This is a genomic window from Sphingosinithalassobacter sp. LHW66-3, assembly GCF_050703275.1.
GTDB lineage: Bacteria > Pseudomonadota > Alphaproteobacteria > Sphingomonadales > Sphingomonadaceae > Sphingomonas.
In genome coordinates, this window is record NZ_CP193482.1 from 2,363,518 (window position 1) to 2,381,223 (window position 17,706).

Below are 17,706 nucleotides of genomic sequence, written 5' to 3' on the forward strand. Positions count from 1 at the left end.
TGACCCTTATGGAACGATGGAGCGGGACTGCATCCCGCGCGACCAGTCGAGCGCGGCGGCCATCGACGGTGACATCGAGCCAGCGAGCATATTCTCGATCATCGCCGTCTTTTCGATGATCTGCATGATCGCAGAGACCCGGGCTTGCCCGGTAGCTTGCCGCTGGGCGAGGCTTGACCGGACCTCGGCGACCTGCGCGCGCCAGATTGCAAGCTTGGCTTCGTCGGCCGCAATGAAACTCGCCATCGAGCGTCCGGCCTCGGCGGTGATGCGTTCGAGGATGGCATAGAGAAGATCGATGCTGGCGATCTCGGCCAGCGTGTCGCGGTCGTCGGTGGCCATCCCACGTCCATAGGCCGCCTGCACGGTGAGGATTTTGTAGAGCGGCACCGATGCCACCTGGAGCAATTCCTTCTCCTCGTCGCCAATCGCGGTGTCGCTGCGGATGGCCTCGACCATGCTGCCGATGAGCCGGGCAACGCGCGGCCGGATGGCCTTTGCGCTCGAGAGGCTCATCTGCTGGAAGGTGGGGTTGAGGCACTGGTCGGGCTCGTCGCACTGGAACACCCGCACCGATTGGCCCTGTGTCCCGTCGAGCAGTGCGGTCACCAGCGTCGAGGAGGCGTCGCCTGCGAAAGGCACGAACTTGCCCGGCTCGTCGTCGCGGGGCGGCACGTAGATCACCGTGCCGATGAGCGTCATCGCATACTCGGCAAGATCGCGGTCGAATGTGCCACCGGGGTTGAAGAAGGCGCTCTGCTTGAGGACATGCCACGTGTAATTGCGTGGCACACCGGGATTGACGTCGGCATAATCGGCGCCAGCGCCCTCGTTGGTCGAGGCGCGCCGACCTCTGGTGCCGCAACCGTGTTTGGCGGCAGCATAGTCGGTGAAGATACCTTCGGAATTGCCGATCGCTTCGCAGATCGCCTTGTCGGCGAGATCGCCCTTGGGCCAGACGCCGCCGACCAGCCCTTGCGCCATCTCGCAGGAGTTGATCGAGAGATTGTTCATGAGCTGCGCCTTCTGGCTGAACTCCTGCATGATCTTCGAGCACTCGGGGCAGACGGTATCGATCGCCAGACTAAAGGCGAACCCCACCGCATTGTTGGCGACGGCCTTCAAGAGCGCGACCATCTCGCTCGCGTTGATGAAGGAGAAGGACCCGGCGAAGATATCGATACCGCCGCAGCCTGCGCGGGCACGCGGCAGCTGGAGGTTGGCGATGTTGGTCGTTTTCTGCGGGAAGCGCGTCCAGACATTGCCAAGACTGTAATAGCCCGCCGACTGGCCTTCGAACGCGCTCGGCCCGGTGACATTGGCCGCAGCGCCCATGTCGTCCATGAAGCGGTCCATGCTGTCGCCGACGTTTGCGGCGACGGGGGACGCGACCATGCTGGCGGCAGCTATGCTGAGCGCCGCATTGCGGATGCTAGTAATCATGTCCGGCTTCCTTCGAGGTGAGGAGGTAGATGCGATCCTGCAGCTCGTCGGCCGAGAGCACGCCGTATCCGATCGGGATCGGGCGCCTGGCCACGCTGTCCCACAGCACGAGCGCCGGGGTCATGCCGGGTTCGAGCCCCATGCGCGGCCGCTGGCCGCTTTCGACCTTGTAGTCGGGGAAGTGCCGGGACGGTCCGCCATCGGTCGAGATCGCCCGGACAGTGATATGCCAGCGGTCCGCTACCGAGCGCACGATCGGGCTCATCACTTCGCAAGCGCCGCAGGTCTGGGCGAAGAAGTAGAACAGGCCATAGCGTTCGGATAGCCTGGCCATCACCGCATCGCGGTCGGCAGCGCGCGCGTCCTGCCATTGCTTCTTGGCAAGCGCGCCGACCGGTCGTTCGAGCGTGTAGTCGAGCTCGGGATCCTGCCAGATCGCGCGCTGCCAGACATCGGAGAACAGCGAAGCCCGGTCGAGCTGGGCACGCTGGAAGCGGATATAGGCGGTGACGTTTTCCGGCGTCGGATAGAGGATCGCGCGCGCTTTGAGTTCGCGCAGTTCCCCCGTGACCGCGTCGAGTTCTTGCGTGGCGGTTACCTGGGCCGGTGGCTGCGCCATCTGCGGCTCCTCTGCCGGCACCGGCTTTACGCAATAGAACCAGTAGCCGAGCCTGCGCTGCTCGCAGTAGAGGCTGTCTGCCGACGCAGCTGGCTCTGTCTGGCGCGCTTCCTGGGCAACTGCTCGAACGGGAAGCAGTGCAGCGAGACACATAGCCAGTACTGGGAGGGCCAGCATCGGCAGTGATTGGCGGCGCGTCATTGGCCACCCCTTGCGTAATAGTCTTCGATTTTCTGCTGGATGAGGATGCTGGTTTCGAGCTCGTCGGGAAGCCGCGCAGCCTCGGTGAACTCGGCATAGACCTCGCTGAAATCCATCTGGCTGAGGTCGAGCCGGGCGAACTCGTCGTGAGTGAACCCCTCGCACTGTTCTTCCTTGGGCTTGTCCCAGGGCTTGGGCAGCTGGCGGCGGCCCTGTTCCTGCAGGATCCGCGAGAGCTTGCTCTCGAAGCAGCAGTAGACCTTCTTCTTGGTCAGGCAGACGCCGAGGAACTTGTCCGAGCAATAAGTCCCGACATAGGCGCACAGCCCCTGCGCATCGCGTTCGTGGAGCAGCACTTCCTCGCGGCTGCAGCCGAGCGCGACCAAGAGGCTGATCCCGGGGATGAGTGGGAAGCCCTTGCCCTTGCAGCAGTTGAGCACGCCGAAGACCTTGGACGAGCAGGTGTTGCGCGTACCGCGGAACAGCGTCAGCGTATCGGGGTCGAACTGGCCGCGGGCCTCGTCCATCGCATGGAGCGCGGTGACGGCATCCTTGAACTCGTCGTTCGCGGTGCGCTCGATCGTCTCGCAGCTGCCGTCGATGCAATAGACATCGCCTTCGCAGACATACTGGGTGGAGCTGTCGGTACCGGGAAGCGGGCACTCGTAAATGCGCTCCCAGGTCTCGCACGGGGTTTCGTCTGTAAGGCATTCCTCGCGGACAAAGCGGCAGGACCCCTGGCTTTCGATGTCGGAGCAGTCGGTCGCCGCTTCGCGCGCAATGCAGGTATAGCTGCGTTGCCATTCCCAGCATGGCCGTGTGACAGCGACACCATCGACCACGCGGGTCTGCGGATCGGTATCGGTGCAGATCTCTGCGTCCAGCGTGCAATCGCTATTGCCTGCAAGACCTGTGCACTGGCTTTCGTCAGGGGTCGTCGTGACGGTGGTCGCCGTGGCGATGCGGTAGGGCGTCTGTCCCGCGACCTGTTCGTCGCAGGTCAGCTCGGTAATCGGATCGCCCGGCTCGGTGCACCACTTGCGACCGCCGGACCAACCCCACTGCAAGCAAGGACCGTCCCGGTGTCCGGTCACCCGGCAAAGAGCGCCCGAAAACTCTTCGCAATCCGGCTCACCTGACAGGTTGAAGCTGCCCAATGGGCTGCAAAGGTAATGATACTGCGGTTGCTGGCTGACCTTGGCGACGAGTGGCACTGTGCACTGGCCCACCGACTGATCGATCCGCGTGCCCGTATTGCAGGTCGCGGTATATGTGCCCGCCGCGCCCGATCCAGGCGGCAGCGGAACGCAGGATCCCTGGCTGCCTGAAATTGCCATGCCGCTGGTGTAGTCGAGCGGGGTCTCGTTGATGGTCCGGCTCCGCGCCAGCATGTCCGCGATTTCGTCCGGGTTGAACTGCGCGCGCGAAGCTATGCTGTCGCGGATCGTCCGCATCGGCGTGCTGGTCGTTGCCACGCTGCGGGCGCGGGCCTCGATCTGGTCGGGATCGCTCGCAAGATCCTGCAGGTCGCGCGTCGCCTGCGGATCGAAATTGGGAACGCGCGCCGCGTCGGGATTGGTCGTTGCTGCCTCGCGCGCTTCGCCCCGCAGCTCGGTGGCAAAGTCCTTGCCGTCAGAGCGGGCTTCATTGCGGGTCTGAGCCTGAATGGAAGCCGCGCTTGTGAGGGCGACGAGTGCGGCAAGGAGATTGGCGAGTGTTCTGCCGGTCATGGCCGTTCCTCCCTGGAGAGCTGGCGCAGATGGAGACGGGCAAGCTCGGCGCCCGGACCCTTGCCCGAGGCGAAGGTCTCGAGGACTTCGCCCACGCTGATGTTGCCGGCGATACGGTCGTGTGGCGGCACCTCGCTGGTGCAATCGAACCCGTCGCAGGGGCTGAACTCGGTGCTCAGCATGACGAAGCTCGGCGCGGCCTCGATGTTGAACGCGCGGAATAGCCTTGGATCGATGCCCAGCGAACCGGCCGCGTCGCGGTTGCTCCAAATTGCGGCGAGCCGCTTCTTGAACGCCTCACTGTTTCCTTGCGGGAAGCCGCGCAGCACGGTGACGCCTCCCGCCCTGGTCATGTCGTGGACCAGTGCTTTCAGCGCCTCGGGCGGCATCGACAGGCTGGCAAAGGCGATGAAGCGTGGAGCTCCCCCGAGCGATGCCTTCTCTGCGGCGGCTTGCCCCGCGATCATCGCGTCGAAGTCGAGGACGGCGTCGGCCTCGATTGCCCTGATGCTGTCCGCATAGGCTGCGCGATTGGCCTGGGCTTGCGCCTGGATTGCCTGTGCGTCTTCGGTCAGCGCCTCGGCGCGCTGGCGGACATTGGTGCTGAGCGCCTGCGCATCGTCGGCGTGTTCGGCCGCACGCTCGCGGATCGCTTCGAGGTCGATGCCTTCAGGCGCGCTCTGGGCGAGAGCGAGGCCACCGAGGGTGAGGGCAAGGCAGACGGGTAAAGGGAGGAGGTGCTTGTTCATAGCGCGCAGCAGTTCCGCTTGCGCCAGACGAGGTATCCCATGTCTTCGCCGATGGCGGGGATGACCTGTCCTGCGACTTGAAAGGTGGTGGAGGCGCCGATGGGCGGGCAGGCGTAACGGCCCGAGGTCGCCGGGTTGGGATTGGTGGCCTGGAAGCGGTATTGCTGCTTGCGCATCACCGGCATCAAATATTTGCCGCACAGGCCCTTGGACCCCATCGTCCCCCACGAGACGAGTTCACGGTGGAGCTTGTAGGCAAAGCGCGAGAGCACGAGCCGCGAGGCCTGGACGTGCCCGATCGAAGCCGAGACATTGCCGTTCATCGGGTACATCGACCCCTGGCAGCCCGCGCACCAGAACATCTCGTCGATCGGCAGATTCGCGGTCGAGGCGACGCAGTCGGCCGCACAAGCGGCGAGCGCCAGTGGGTTGGCGAAGAGAACGGCTTCAGGGTTGATGATCGCCGTGAGCTCGGAATCCTGCCACAGCGGATCGATCTCGGAGATGTAGAGAATGTCGATCGAACCCGATTCCAGGCACAGGAAATCGGCGACGATCTCCATCCAGTAGATCAGTGGATAGGCATACCAGTGGACATGCCAGCTCGAATAATACTGGCTCGCGCCGCCCACCGCCGACGGACCCGAGATCGAGCGAAAACCGATATCGAAACCCGGATCGAGTTTCATGCCGCCGAGGTTCACGAAGCACCACGGCTTCATGCTGACATCGGCAAGCCGCACTGGCTCCCAGAAGCCCATCGCTATTCCGGGCCTCAGACCGCACAGGCACACCGGCAGGTCGGGGTTGTCGGGATCGGGCCGGCTCGACGGCCAGATGTCCAGCCCGCCGATCGAGATCGGGAACAGGCACGACCAGCATATGTCGGTGATCGGGTTGACGAAGCTACCGGTGCAGCGCCCGGGACCGGCATCGGCCATGGCAGGCGTTGCGGTGGCGAGACCAAGAATGGCGGCCAGCACGAGCGCCAGCTTTCGTAAGCGGGTCATTGGGCCGTCATCCTTCTCGGCGGCAGCGCGATCTCGCTGATCTCGAGCAGGCGGCCCTGCTGGCGCACACGCGCGGGCACCGACCTGATCCCGAACCTCTCCGTGAGCTTGCCGCCCTGGTCGAAATAGAAGCGCCGCTGGCCGGCCTTCATCAGCTCGAGCGGCGCGCCCTTCACCAGGATCAGCTTGGCATTGGCATTCTGCTTGAGTGCCCAGGCGAGTTGGTCTGGATCGTCGCCGTCGAGGAACAGGAGTTCGGCGCGAAGGCCAACACTGTCGAGTGGATTGACCCTCGTGCCAGCGGCATGGATCAGCTCGCCGTTGGCCCCGCGGATATCGGCAGCGAGCGTGATCGTGGGGTCGAAGTGCCAGCGCCGGGCTTCGCTGGCCCGGACGATCCCGGCGACGGGGTCGGGCCGGTTCACGCGCGCGATAGTGCGGCGCTTCAGGTCTTCATTGAGCCGCGCGGTCTCGCCCGAGCGTTCCATCTGCGTCAGGCGCGAATGGATCTGCTCGAGGAGGTCGCGCTCGATCACGGGAAACACCGTGCCGCGCTGGCCATAGTCGCGCGCCAGTGCATGGGAGGGACAGAGCAGCACTGCAACCAGGGCTGCGGGGAGGACGAGCTTGCTCACAGGATCGCCCTCCCGCTGCCGAGGATCTGGCCGCGGCAGACGAAGCCGATCTCGGCGTAGCGGCTGTCGAGGCCGCGGGGATGGCTGGTCCCGGTGTAGAAGCAGCCCTCGGGGATCGGGCCTTCGGGGCCTTTGTGAAGCGCAATGCCGAGACGGGTCTCATTGAGCCGCGCGGCGATCTTTTGACCGTTGATGAAGACCTCGTGGCCTCGGTGGCTCACGACATCGCCCGGCACGCCGAGCACCCGCTTGCCGAAGAGCTGCGCGCCTTTTCCGAAATGCACTTCGACGAGTCTGCTTGCCGGCGGCTCGAAGAAGATCAGGCTGCCGCGCTCGATCCGCGCATGCTTGTCGAGCCAGAACGCCCAGTTGGGCAGGCTCGGGCTGGCATTGATGAGGAAGGCATGGTCTTTCGCGAAGGCGTCGACCGTGCCCCATCCAAGTGGCAGCAGCACCAGGCCGGTCAGGACGAGCGGCCGTTTCATCGTGCGAACAAGACGAGAGGCAAAGTGCGTCACTGACCGCCTCCCTGCCCAAGCTGGCGGGCGATCCGTGCGCGCAGTTCGTCGGTGGCATCGGGGGCATCGCCTGCGAGCACCGCTTCGCCGACCAGCACCACGCGGCCATCGGTCCCCATTTCCGCGACGGCACGTTCGGACGCTTGGAGGAAGGCGAGCACGCGCGCCTGGCTGGCTTCGGGATCCTGTGCTCCACGCGCTTCGGCATCGACGAAACCCGCGATGGTCTCGGCAAGCCGGACAGTGACGATCTGCTGGCGCGGTTCCGACAGTTCGCGGCTGACCCAGGCCGCCCAGAGCAGTGCGGCGACGAGCGCAAGAACCCCGAGAATTCTGAGCAACAGTGGGCGATTGAAAGATGGTAATCTGCGCGTGTCAGTCACGGTTTGCCTCCCGGGCCGGATGGTTGTCGAGATCGGCCGCGAGCCGCTTCAGGAAGCGCGGCATGCGAAACAGCGTCACCGCGCCCGCCAGGACGAGGAAGCAGCCCTTGAGGTCCTGGCTGAACAGGCTGCGGCGCAGGGCGCCCGCCTCAAGGTAGCGGTCCGACAGATTGGCGAGCTGGGTGAAGAGGCCGCCAAGGTCCCAGCCCGCAACGAACAGGAACAGCGCGAGCGGCAATCCCAGCACGATCAGCAGCGAGGTCGCGGCAAAGCGTGCGGTCTCGATGAGGACGAAGCAGCTCCCTTGCAGGAACGGCAGCAGGCTGCGCAGGTTGGCCGGAGGGGTCCGGTCGGCGAGATGCGAGACCATCATTGTCCGCCTCCCGCCACGATCCGGATGGCACCGGCGAGGCTGTGCCCACGCCGCTCGCAGTCCTGGATCGCGGCATAGGTGTCGGGATCGGAGGAGTAGATCGTCGCCGAGAATGGATCGAGCACGAGCCGGCCGACCGCCTCGGTCTCGGGGCCCTTGATGAAGACCTCGCTGTACTCGGTGCCCGAACGCTTGAGGCTGCGGATCAGCGTTTCGGTTCGGTCGTCCATGTCGAGCCGCGCGTTCGCCCTGAAATCGGCGATCGTCTCGGCCTTCTGCTGGAGCACCAGCATCCAGTCGCTGTTCTCGAGCGCGGCCCGCGCGCCGTCGGACTTGTAATAGTCATTGAGGGACTGCGTCGCGGTGGCGAGCGCGCCGCCATATTTGCGCGCCGTGCGGGCATAGGTCTCGACGAACTCGCCCATCGAGCCGCCCTTGAGCATGGCCCAGGCCTCGTCGATCAGCAGCAGCTTCTTGGTCGCCCGCGATGAGCGCGTCATCGCCTGGCTGGTCATGAACATGATCGCCGAGAGGACAACGCTCCTCAGTTCCTCGCGGCTTGCAAGGTCGCTCATCTCGAAGACGGTGAAATCATCGTCGAGCGCGAAGCTCGCCTTGCCTGCAAAGAACCCGCCGTAGCTGCCGCCGCGGCAGAAAGGCGCGATCGCGGTGGCGAGATCGCGGCCCGCCTCGCTTTCCGATCCATGAAGCGCATGCGCGACATCGTCGACCGATGCGCCGCTTCCGAGGGCCTCCCAGGTCGCGGTCACGGCCCGGTCGATCAGTCCGCGTTCGGTGTCGCTCGGCGCGGTGCCCGGACGCGCCATCTGGCCGACAATCGCCTTGATCATGGCAAAGCAGTCGAGGCGGTAATCCTCGTCTTCGTGCGCACGGGCATCGTCGACCATCGAGAAAGGGTTGAGCGAAAAGCCCGAGGCGAGCGTGAACTCGACGAAGCGTCCGCCCTGCAGCTTGACCGAATGCTCGAAGCTGCGCCCGTCGTCGATCACCACGACCTTGGCGCCTGCGCCGCGCAGGGCGGCGCAGAGCTCCTGCAGCAGCACCGACTTGCCCGAGCCCGACTTGCCGCAGATCGCGATATTGTGGTTTCCGGCAGTGTTTTCGAACGGCGACCACCAGAAGGGCTGGCCGCGCCTGCCGACGAGCAGGAGGTGCGGGATCACGCCGCCGAGATATTCGCCCTGCATCGGCGCGATATGCGCTGCGGTCGTCGAGAGCATGGTCTTGAGACGCTTCAACCGCGCCATGTCGTCGGCGAGGCCATCGGCAAGGCTCAGGGGAAAGGCAGCAACGAGGCCCTGCAGCTGGAGGAAGCGCTCGTCGGCAAGATCCCAGCCCGCTGCCTTGTAGATCGCCTTGATGATGCGCTCGTGCGCATCGCCCTGGCCGAGCGGCGAGATGCTGGTGAGCCCATAGAACAGCTTCACGAGCTTCTTGCCGGCCTGGAGTTCGGCCTGGACGTGGCGCCATTCGGCCGACTGTTCGGCGAGCTTGGGAAGAAAGCGCGCGCTCTTGGTCTGGCTGAGGCTGGTCGTGCGCATGAACTTGAAGCCCGCGCGCGCCGAGGCGGCTTCCTGGTCGGGGTAGACGAGGCACAGCATGGTTGCCGTCGGACAGGGGAAGCGCAGCTTGTCGGTGAACATGTCGCCGATGAGCCGCGCGCATTCCCAGGGCGCCCAGCGCTCAGGGGTAGAACGCACGGCATAGTGCCGCACATCGAAATGGTCGGGATAGCATTCGCCGACTTCAGGATTTCCCTCCTCGTCGCGGCCCGTCTCGCGAAAGCGCTCGGTCCTGAGGATCAGACGATCGTCGCCGACCTCGAGCTCGATGTCGCGGCGGATGGCTTGGGACTGAAGCGTATCATGCGGGTTCCACGCATGGATATCGGTCTCATGCGCGGTGGTCGGCGAGGTAAGCTCGTCGATCAGCGCCAAGAGGCCGCCCGGACGCAGTTCTTGCGCGTGGAGGCCGAGCGAATGGAGCATGCCCACCAGCCCTTCGCGGCATTCGGAGAGTTCTGCGTCGGTTACGCTGCCGGGCACGGGCACGCCGAGCGAGACGATCAGCCGGACGTTGCGGGCGTGGAAAGGCGCATGCGCCGAGCCCGAATTCCAGACGAGATCGTAAAGACGCCTGGTGCGCGCCCTGGCGATGGCCTCGTAAATGCCGCCTTGCTCATAGCGCGGAGCGAACCAGGGGCCGACCACGCTGCCGATCCGCGGAGATGCGAAGTTCAGGACCTGGAGACAGGAGCCCTGCGGCAGGCCTTCGGAGAAGAACTGCCCGAGGATCTCGCCGGTCCGTTCGTCGGCCCCGATCAGCGGGGTGACTTCAAGCACGAAGCCTTTCGAGCGGGCGTTGCGGTAGAGCTTCGCCCCCTCGTCATAGACCCGGTAGGGCAGCCAGTCCGAGAGCATGTCGAGCCCGAAATGCGCCTGCGGCTTCTCAGGCCGAGTCGTGTCGGCAAACAGGCCCCGCGAGAGCGCGTCGCGCGCGGCTGCAAGGGATAGCGTCACCGGCTCTCTCCTTCGGTCATGTCAGGGTGGGGGACCGGCTCGCGGGGAGGGGAAAACGAGCCAGGTCCCCCGGGTTCCGGCGCGTCAGCGCCGGGCATCGCCGGAACGGGCTGCGAGGGGATAAACAGCTGTTCCGGCAATATGTCTGTTGGTTGGAAATCGGTTGCGGGGTTGTCCGCGCGCGTCGCGGCAATGGTCGATGCCAGCGAGCGCAGGACTTCGCGGCGGCCCTGCGGGGGCCGCCAGCCTGTCCCTGCCTGTTCGGGCAGCGTCAGGTGAATGACCCGCGCCTCATGGTCGCGGCCCGCCGCGTCACGGTAGGGCGTCAACACGATCTGCAAGCGGCGAACCGCTTCGCCGGTCGGAGTCACCGTCCGCTGCGCGTCAGACGTGTCAGCCTTTTCGATGCCGGTCGCCCCGGCATCGATCGTGGAGGTCGGCGCACAGGTCCCTTGGGGAGCGCGGCAGGCAAAACTGCCTTTCACATTGCCGCCAAGGCTGGCGCAGCCACTGGCCAAGAGGAGCGGCGCGGCGAGCACCACGGCGCGAAGGATCGAAAGCCGATTCATTGCGGCTCTCCTTTGCCTTCGGCCACGAAGCGGCGGATCGCCGGGGCGTCGCGGTAGCCATGAAGCACCGCCCCATCGCGGGCGCGCACGATGACCGGGGTTCCGGCAAACCCGTTGGCTCTCGCAAAAGCTTCGTTGGCATCGAGCGCCTTGGCGTCCTTGCAGGTCTTGCCGGTCGCCAGCGCCTGGCCGGCGTAGGCCGCATGGAGCGCCTTTGGCGGATCCTTTGCGCACAGTACCGCCTCGGAAATCTTGCGGCTTGCCGCGCCGAAGATCGAGATCGGTCGCTCTTCGACATGGACCTTGGCCTTGGCGAGTTCGCCCGCCAGGCGCTGGCAGTACCCGCACTGAAAATCCGAGAAGACGACCAGGCGTTCGCCCTTGGGGTTGCCCCAGTGGATCGCGCCTGCAGCCGGAAGCGACGAGAGGTCGACATGGCTGGCGGCCGCCTGGACAGGCGCTTCGTCGCGACCCGCCGGGACGTCGCTGGCTACGCGCGCCGCACCGGCCGCGAGCAGGTCGGGATTGAGTTCGAGCAGGCGGGCAGCGGTGACGTCGCGCCGCTCTTCCATGTCGTAGAGACGACCCACGAACAGGTAGCGAGCGGCCTCGTCGATGTAGAACAGCGTGTCGCCCGAGACGACTTCGCACCAGGGGCCCAGCGTGTCGCAGCTGATCGCATCGATCGGGGTTTTGGGCAGCCGTAGTTTCAGTGCCTGCGCGACATCGCTCGCCAGGCCGGCGGCGCTCGCGGGCATCGCGGTGACGGCAGAGACGCCGAGCGTCAGCACGGCGGCGGCGCTCGAAAGGGCAAGGGCAAGGTGGGCGGCGCGGGCCTTCAGGCTTGGCGGCGAGTCATTGTAGTTCATTTGGAGGGGCTCCTGACGTGGACGCCGTCGAGAAAGACGATCTCGACCTCGATGCCGGTCGGCATCTCGACGACGGGTTGGTATTGTTCGGCGCGTTCGATGAGGTATCGGCTGACGGTGTCGGCAGCCTCGCCGGCGCCCTGGCCAAAGCCACCGGCAAGGATGTCGGTCGGCGACAGCGCCTCGCGCTGACCGTTGGCGCCGACCTGGCCGGTAAAGATGCCGTTGGCGTTGGCGGAAAATCCGCGACCGAAGCCGCCAACGATCCCGGCCAGCAGTGCCTGGCTGACAAGGCTGCCTTCGCGGCTGACCACGCGGCCGCGCACGCCCGACTTTCCGGCGAAGGAGATGAACCCCTTGACCTCGCTGACCGCGAAGCGGCCGCCAGGCTGCGCGCAGGTCATGCGCACCAGCTTGACGTAGACCTTCTCGGCCGAGAGATCGCCGCGCGCCGCGCCGTTGACGAGGCAACCGGTGATGTCGGTTGTGAGCAGCTTGTTGCCGCGCATGACCGAGCGGGCCGGTCCGGTAATCCGGAGCACCACGGGAAGCGGATCGCTCTGGCTGGCAACGCCGGTCGAGGCATCGACACCCACGATGACCGTTGCCGGTGCATAGCTGTTGGGAGGGAGGTAATCGCGGCTCGCTTCGAGCAGCAAGGCCGGCGCAGTCTCTGTCGCGCGAGGCTTGCCGTCCTTGCCCGCCTCCGTGCTGAAACTCATCAGGCTGAGCTGTCCGCCCTGCGTTTCCGGCGCTCCTTGCGGTGGCTGGACAGCCCCGCCGGTTCCGACGCCGGGACCATAGGCAGGCGGCGGCGGTAGGGGCGGTGCGGTCGCAGGGGCCTTTGCAGCGTCGCTGAGCTGTGAACGCAGATTGGCATTCTCAGCCGAGATCGCGTCGATCGCTGCCTGGCCGTCGGAGCGCATCTGCGCGTTCTCGCTGCGCAGCGCTTCGAGTTCCTGCTCGATCTCGGGTCGCGGTAGCTGGGCCTGCTGCAGATCCTTGATCGCGCGGCCCTGTGCATCGAGCCGGTTACCGTAACTCGCGACGAACTCGCGCTGCGAGAGGTTGCGATTGACGAGGCCGCCGGTGTCGATCGTTGCAGCACCATTGGCATCGGTGCCGCCCTCGTCGCCGTCGCCGCCGAAGATGAACATGCCGCCGCCGATGAGCGCGATGGCCCCGATCCCGGCGAGCAGCATCTTCTGGCGCTGCGCGATTTGCGAATTTAGGTTGCGCCGTCCGCTTTCGCGCGCTTCCGGCGAGCCCGGCAGAGGCCTCTTTTCGGCGTCTTTCTGTGTTGCCTCGGCCATCAGTCGAGCCCTCCCTTGGCAAAGACAAGGAAGGCACTGGTCGCTTCACCGGGAGCGAGTGCATCGCGGCCATAGGCGAAGGCGAGCGCGCCTGCTGGCCCCTCGCGCTCGGAGCCAAGCGCAAGGCTTTCCTGGCTGAGGTTGCGTACGAGGAAGCGCTGTCCGGTGAGTTCATCGCCCTGGTATTCGGCGACCAGCTGGACCTCGATCCCGCCGGTGCGGCGCGGAGCAGACAGTTCAGCACGAGCGGTGAACCCGGGCAGGACTGCATCGCTCGCCATCGCCTCGATCAGGCGGATCGCAGCGTCCTCGGGTCCGGTCTCGGTTTCCCATTCGGTAGCCGCGGCTTTAGCCAGCGCCGGATTGGTAATGAAGAGCTGGGTCGCTTCCTCACCGCCGAGGCGGCAGGCGAACTTGTAGACATAGCCCGCCTTACTGGTCGCAAAGAAACTGACCCGGGCAGCGGCAAATAGCGGGGGCACGGAGATATAGATGTCTCCGCGTACCGGCTCGTTTGTCACCTGGAAGTCGTTGTAGGGAAAGCCGCTCGCGATCTTCGAGACATTGGCAAAGCCATCATCGATGAGCGCGATCCGGGTGAGTTCGCCGCGGGCGAGTTCGCAGTCGATGGTCGCGTTGTCGGCCGCTTCGACGAACTGGTCGGCATACGCCGGGACCGGCGCGAGCGCGAAGGCAAGCACGGCGAGGCCGGTCAGCTTGAGTCCGGGATCGGGGCGCCTTGTCGCGCCGATCGCGAAACAGGCAAGGCCGGTTCCGGCAAGCGCAGCAGCGAGGGGAGATGGGAGAAGGCTCATTGGCCGGGTTCCTCCTTGTCGGTGGGAAGTTGTTCGAAGCCGGCGAGCGCGACGCTGAGACCACGCTTCGACCAGCGGAAACGGAAGGAGCGGCGCTGGCTCGCGATCACCTGCGCGCCGACGAAGGTCTTGAGCGTGCCGGTGACGGTCGAGGTCAGGGCCTTGGGATCGACATGCATTTCCGCGATCACGAAGGCCTGGCTGATGTCCGAGCCGCGCTGTTCCTCGACAATTCTGACGAGCTCGGCCTTGAGGCGGCCGTGCGCGGCGGGATCGGCGAGCTTCAGAATGTTCGCCATCCAGTAGTCGAGGCTTTCGGGCGCCCGGTTGAGGAGCATCAGCGCCGTGTCGCGGGTGACGAGCTCGAGATAGGGGGCGTCGATCCCGCCGCTCGAGACGGTGATGCGCTCGGCGGTGATCGGCACCAGCACAACCTGCTCGTCGCGAGTGACCGCGGCGCCGAGGCTGACCAGCGTGGTGAGGCCCAGGACACCTGCCAGCACGGCAAAGCGGTTGCGTTGCCGGAGATAGGCCTGCGCCTGTTCGTGCGCGAATTCTGCTCGCATGGGTCGCCTCCCTCAGCCCGCCAACAGGCGGCAGTGGGAGGGCGGCGTGGCTTTCAGCCCGAGAAAGCTCCCGGGCAGGTACCAGTACGCAGCATGCACCAGTGCCGAACCGGCGCCGCGTGCCTTTGCCTTCCGCAAGGCAAGCCAGGCCCCGGCGGCCAGGCCGATACCGATAAAGATATGCTGCGAGAGGATGCCCCAGGCGAAGGGAATGAGAATCCCTGCAAACTCGTCGATGGTCCAGAAGCCGATGAGCTCCGGGTCGTCGAGCCGCCGTGGAACGAGGTACCTGTCAGCCATGATGCCGCCCTCCTGTCGTGACCGGATCCGCTGATCAGATGACCGCGGTCACGACCGAGGTGACGATCGGAACGCCGGTGCCGACACCGATCCCGACGCCGACCGGCACGGCGACCTGGCCGAGCGAGAAGCGTCCGGAGGCGAGACCGATCAGACCGCCTGCAAGGCTGAGCACGGTGATGATCTTGCCGCCCGAGCCTTCGAGGAAGTCGGTGAACTTGGTGAGCGCGGGATCAAAGGTGGTGTCGGCGCCGGCGAAGGCGGCACCGGCGCAGGCCAGCGCCACGCAGGCAGGAAGAATGTAGTCGCGGCCACGGGCCCGATTGGGCGTGCGCTGCTGGGCCGGAAGGGCAGTCTTGGTGGTCATGGATGGAAACTCCGAGGGATTGAACATCAGCCAGCGATGCGTTCGCTGTATGTTCTTTCCTCTCCCCGGAGCCGGGCTGTAGGAAATCGGGAATTGGATTTTGGGGCTACCGACCAAGCGAAATGCGACATCGGAAGGTGTGATGGACGGGATCCGCGCAGGCTGATCGCGGAGCAGCGCCGACTGTGCCGGCTTCTGCGCGAAGCGAGCCTCGATACGCGCGCCGGCGGCCGGAATTCGCGCGAATCGTCGAAGGAAGGTGATTCGTTCCTTCTTCTATGTTCTCTTAATGTTCTTTTCGTTTTCCTACAGGCTTCCTTAGCGGTTAGCCGGTGAGTCGATCACTTCTAGAGATAAGGATTCGTCGATGACCAACATGGCGCTCTTTGCCGAACAACAGGTTCGCGCGGACCTCGCCCGGCTTCTTCTGGCCGCTGTCGAAGCCAGCGGCCGTGCCCGCTGCGATATCGCGCGTGACGCGCAGATCCATAAGGATGCCCTGCGCCGCGTCCTTGCCGGCGAACGCTCGGCCAGCCTCGGCGAAACCTTGCGCATTCTCGCCGCAAGCGGCGTCGCGCCGCACGCGCACTTGCTCCTGTTTCTGGTCAGTAGCGGCGATCACGCAATCGCGTGGCTGCAATCTGACCTCGCGCAATTCTTCGAGGACTTTTCCGGTGAGCTGCCCTCGGCTCTCGAGCGTGTCCTGGGTAACCAGGTCCACGACGTGAAGCCGCGTTGGGCCAAGGGCACCGCGCATCGTGTCGCCCGCCTGCTTTCCGATCACATCGATGAGCTCGAACGCAAGGATGCGCTGCTTGGCGATGTCTTTGCCGGTGTCGAAGGAGGCCATCGTGGGTGAGGAGATCGACAAGGGAGCGACCGAAACCCGCCGGGTCACCCGTCTCATTCGTCTGCCCGAAGTACAGCACCGTGTCGGCCTCGGCCGTTCGACGATCTATCGCTGGATGAGCGAGGGTAAGTTTCCAAAGCCGGTGCAGTTGGGTGGCTATGCGGTCGCATGGGGGGAGGAAGACATAATTGCTTGGGTCGAGAGCCAACTCAAGAGGTAGACAGATAGCAGTCGTTACGATCGGATGAATGCGCCATCACCACCAGCATAACTATTCGCCGCAGCTAGGCTTGGAAACCGCGCGCCCGAGATCTACCAAAGCAAACCGACGAACTCAATTTGAGTTCGATCGCCCAGCCCTATCTCGATCGACTGTGGCCGACTCAACCACCGTGGTCTGGCCTTCAGGCAAATTGGCCCATCCCAGTCCCAAGGACTTCTGGATCGCGATCCAGCCATTTGTCATGGCGGCGATCGCCCGATCGAGATTTGCTCTGGCCTGTTCGCGCTGGCGGATCGAAGTGTTGAGCTCGCCCTGCGAGATTACCCCCGCTGCGCGGCGTTGCTCGTTAAGCTCCGCAGCCGTGTCGGCCTGTCGACTGATTTGCGCCAGCGCGGCTACGTTGGCTCGTTGCTGCCCGAACCGGGCAAGCGATTGTTCGGCATCGCGCAGTGCGCCGAGGACCACTTCAACATAGCGTGCTTCGGCCTCGTCGCGCGCACTCTCGGCCTGATCGATCGATGCTGCCGTGCGGCCGAAATCAAGCAGGTTCCACTGTAGCCTCGGCAAGGCGATCGCTGACAGATTGCCGAGATCAAAGATGTCATCCGGCTGCGATCCGCCCAAACCGAGTATGCCCATGAATGAAAGCTTGGGGAAGCGAGCGGCCTCCGCCACTCCGATGCGCGCATTCGCCGCCGCGAGCGTTCGTTCCGCGGCACGAACATCCGGCCGCCGCGCTATCAGCGCGGCGGGATCACCCACCGCGACCCGTTCGGGGGGAAGCGGAATTTCGGCCTGAGCCGTCAGGAGCCCGTCGAGTGCTCCGGGCGCTTCGCCCGTAAGCACCGCGAGCGTGTCCTTGAACACATCGATGTCCGCTTGCGCTTCCGCGATCTGCGAGTTGAGCAATTCGAGCTCGGCGTTCGCGTTGCCGACCGGGAATAGCGCGAGAGCGCCCTGCGTATAGCGCTGATAGGTCAATTCGAGAGTTTGCTGCTGCAACTCACGCTCGCGCTGGACGAGCTCGAGCCGCCCCTGCGCTTCCCGCAGGCTCACATAAGCCCGCGCGACTTCAGCGGCGAGCTGAACTTTCGAATCCTCGGCGTTCGCCACCGAGGCCGCAGCCTGAGCGTTGACCATTTCGACACGCCGTGCCTGCCCCCCTGCGAAATCGATCTCCCAGTTTGCATTGAGCCCGACGTTGTAAACGCTGAGGCTGTCCTGCTCTTCGGTGTCTGCAGGAGCGCCGGGCGATCCCGCGGGCGGGCCGCTGCCGATATCCAGACCTGGAATCTTCGCCTGGATCGCAGTCGCCTGCGCAGCCACGGCGGGCAGCCGGTTGGCGCGCTCCTGGCGGACAGAAGCCCTTGCCTGTTCGATGCGAGCGCGCGCCGCGGCCACGCCCGGATTGCCGGCCAGCGCGCGTGCTTCCAGATCATTGAGGACCGGATCGCCGAGCAGCGTCCACCAGTCGCCGGCAATCGGCGCTGACGGATCGATTTCGGGGCCGGCCCGTGCGAACGCGTCGCTTGCGGCGGTCGCAAGTTGCGGGGGACCGGCATAGTCGGGACCGGACATGCAACCCGTGAGGAGCGCCATGGGAGCGAGGAGAGTTAGGGTCTTGCGCATAGAG

At 65.3% G+C, this 17,706-nt stretch carries 20 protein-coding genes; 2 read left to right on the forward strand and 18 right to left on the reverse strand.

What is annotated here, in order from left to right; all coding sequences use genetic code 11:
• Positions 1–6: 6 nt before the first annotated feature.
• From ACQ450_RS11580 to ACQ450_RS11660, 17 genes are read right to left on the reverse strand one after another with little or no spacing between them, the layout of a single operon-like run.
• The gene (locus ACQ450_RS11580) at positions 7–1,443 is read right to left on the reverse strand and encodes a conjugal transfer protein TraH (protein ID WP_431469361.1); all 1,437 of its coding nucleotides are present in this window, start codon (positions 1,441–1,443) and stop codon (positions 7–9) included.
• Positions 1,433–2,263 (reverse strand): conjugal transfer protein TraF, encoded by an 831-nt coding sequence (locus tag ACQ450_RS11585; protein WP_431469362.1) that lies wholly within the window; start codon positions 2,261–2,263, stop codon positions 1,433–1,435. Before ACQ450_RS11585 ends, ACQ450_RS11580 begins: the two co-directional genes overlap by 11 nt.
• Positions 2,260–3,993 (reverse strand): conjugal transfer protein TraN, encoded by a 1,734-nt coding sequence (locus ACQ450_RS11590; protein WP_431469363.1) that lies wholly within the window; start codon positions 3,991–3,993, stop codon positions 2,260–2,262. The genes ACQ450_RS11585 and ACQ450_RS11590 overlap by 4 nt, the downstream gene beginning before the upstream one ends.
• Complete coding sequence (gene trbC / locus ACQ450_RS11595) at positions 3,990–4,742, reverse strand: type-F conjugative transfer system pilin assembly protein TrbC (protein ID WP_431469364.1); 753 nt, start codon at positions 4,740–4,742, stop codon at positions 3,990–3,992. The genes ACQ450_RS11590 and trbC overlap by 4 nt, the downstream gene beginning before the upstream one ends.
• A complete protein-coding gene (gene traU / locus ACQ450_RS11600; RefSeq protein ID WP_431469365.1) occupies positions 4,739–5,752 on the reverse strand; it encodes a conjugal transfer pilus assembly protein TraU in 1,014 nt (337 codons plus the stop codon). The genes trbC and traU overlap by 4 nt, the downstream gene beginning before the upstream one ends.
• Positions 5,749–6,387, reverse strand: a complete 639-nt coding sequence (gene traW / locus ACQ450_RS11605; RefSeq protein WP_431469366.1) for a type-F conjugative transfer system protein TraW — start codon at positions 6,385–6,387, stop codon at positions 5,749–5,751. Before traW ends, traU begins: the two co-directional genes overlap by 4 nt.
• Positions 6,384–6,872, reverse strand: coding sequence for a S26 family signal peptidase (locus ACQ450_RS11610; protein WP_431469367.1), 489 nt, complete (start codon positions 6,870–6,872; stop codon positions 6,384–6,386). The genes traW and ACQ450_RS11610 overlap by 4 nt, the downstream gene beginning before the upstream one ends.
• A gap of 29 nt (positions 6,873–6,901) precedes the next feature.
• Positions 6,902–7,246, reverse strand: coding sequence for a TrbI F-type domain-containing protein (locus ACQ450_RS11615; RefSeq protein WP_431469368.1), 345 nt, complete (start codon positions 7,244–7,246; stop codon positions 6,902–6,904).
• 34 nt (positions 7,247–7,280) lie between these two features.
• Positions 7,281–7,661: a hypothetical protein gene (locus tag ACQ450_RS11620; protein ID WP_431469369.1), complete on the reverse strand. Its 381-nt coding sequence runs from the start codon at positions 7,659–7,661 to the stop codon at positions 7,281–7,283.
• Positions 7,658–10,201, reverse strand: coding sequence for a type IV secretion system protein TraC (gene traC, locus ACQ450_RS11625; protein WP_431469370.1), 2,544 nt, complete (start codon positions 10,199–10,201; stop codon positions 7,658–7,660). The genes ACQ450_RS11620 and traC overlap by 4 nt, the downstream gene beginning before the upstream one ends.
• Positions 10,198–10,770 (reverse strand): hypothetical protein, encoded by a 573-nt coding sequence (locus tag ACQ450_RS11630; protein ID WP_431469371.1) that lies wholly within the window; start codon positions 10,768–10,770, stop codon positions 10,198–10,200. Before ACQ450_RS11630 ends, traC begins: the two co-directional genes overlap by 4 nt.
• Entirely contained in the window at positions 10,767–11,639 is an 873-nt protein-coding gene (locus tag ACQ450_RS11635) for a DsbC family protein (RefSeq protein ID WP_431469372.1), read from the reverse strand. Before ACQ450_RS11635 ends, ACQ450_RS11630 begins: the two co-directional genes overlap by 4 nt.
• On the reverse strand, positions 11,636–12,952 hold the full coding sequence (locus tag ACQ450_RS11640; protein WP_431469373.1) for a TraB/VirB10 family protein: 1,317 nt from the start codon (positions 12,950–12,952) through the stop codon (positions 11,636–11,638). The genes ACQ450_RS11635 and ACQ450_RS11640 overlap by 4 nt, the downstream gene beginning before the upstream one ends.
• Positions 12,952–13,767, reverse strand: a complete 816-nt coding sequence (locus ACQ450_RS11645; protein ID WP_187335523.1) for a type-F conjugative transfer system secretin TraK — start codon at positions 13,765–13,767, stop codon at positions 12,952–12,954. The genes ACQ450_RS11640 and ACQ450_RS11645 overlap by 1 nt, the downstream gene beginning before the upstream one ends.
• Positions 13,764–14,333, reverse strand: a complete 570-nt coding sequence (locus ACQ450_RS11650) for a type IV conjugative transfer system protein TraE (protein WP_187335524.1) — start codon at positions 14,331–14,333, stop codon at positions 13,764–13,766. Before ACQ450_RS11650 ends, ACQ450_RS11645 begins: the two co-directional genes overlap by 4 nt.
• Before the next feature lie 12 nt (positions 14,334–14,345).
• Entirely contained in the window at positions 14,346–14,633 is a 288-nt protein-coding gene (traL, locus tag ACQ450_RS11655; protein ID WP_006834208.1) for a type IV conjugative transfer system protein TraL, read from the reverse strand.
• 34 nt (positions 14,634–14,667) lie between these two features.
• On the reverse strand, positions 14,668–15,000 hold the full coding sequence (locus ACQ450_RS11660; protein WP_187335525.1) for a hypothetical protein: 333 nt from the start codon (positions 14,998–15,000) through the stop codon (positions 14,668–14,670).
• A 367-nt stretch (positions 15,001–15,367) separates the two neighbouring features.
• Here ACQ450_RS11660 and ACQ450_RS11665 point away from each other — a divergent pair, with 367 nt between their 5' ends.
• Positions 15,368–15,859 (forward strand): hypothetical protein, encoded by a 492-nt coding sequence (locus tag ACQ450_RS11665; RefSeq protein ID WP_215227339.1) that lies wholly within the window; start codon positions 15,368–15,370, stop codon positions 15,857–15,859.
• Positions 15,852–16,070 carry a helix-turn-helix transcriptional regulator gene (locus ACQ450_RS11670; RefSeq protein WP_259963214.1) on the forward strand — a complete coding sequence of 73 codons (219 nt, stop codon included), beginning with the start codon at positions 15,852–15,854 and terminating at the stop codon, positions 16,068–16,070. The genes ACQ450_RS11665 and ACQ450_RS11670 overlap by 8 nt, the downstream gene beginning before the upstream one ends.
• A gap of 114 nt (positions 16,071–16,184) precedes the next feature.
• Here the strand turns inward: ACQ450_RS11670 and ACQ450_RS11675 are convergent, their stop codons facing one another.
• On the reverse strand, positions 16,185–17,672 hold the full coding sequence (locus tag ACQ450_RS11675) for an efflux transporter outer membrane subunit (protein ID WP_431469374.1): 1,488 nt from the start codon (positions 17,670–17,672) through the stop codon (positions 16,185–16,187).
• Positions 17,673–17,706 lie beyond the last annotated feature (34 nt).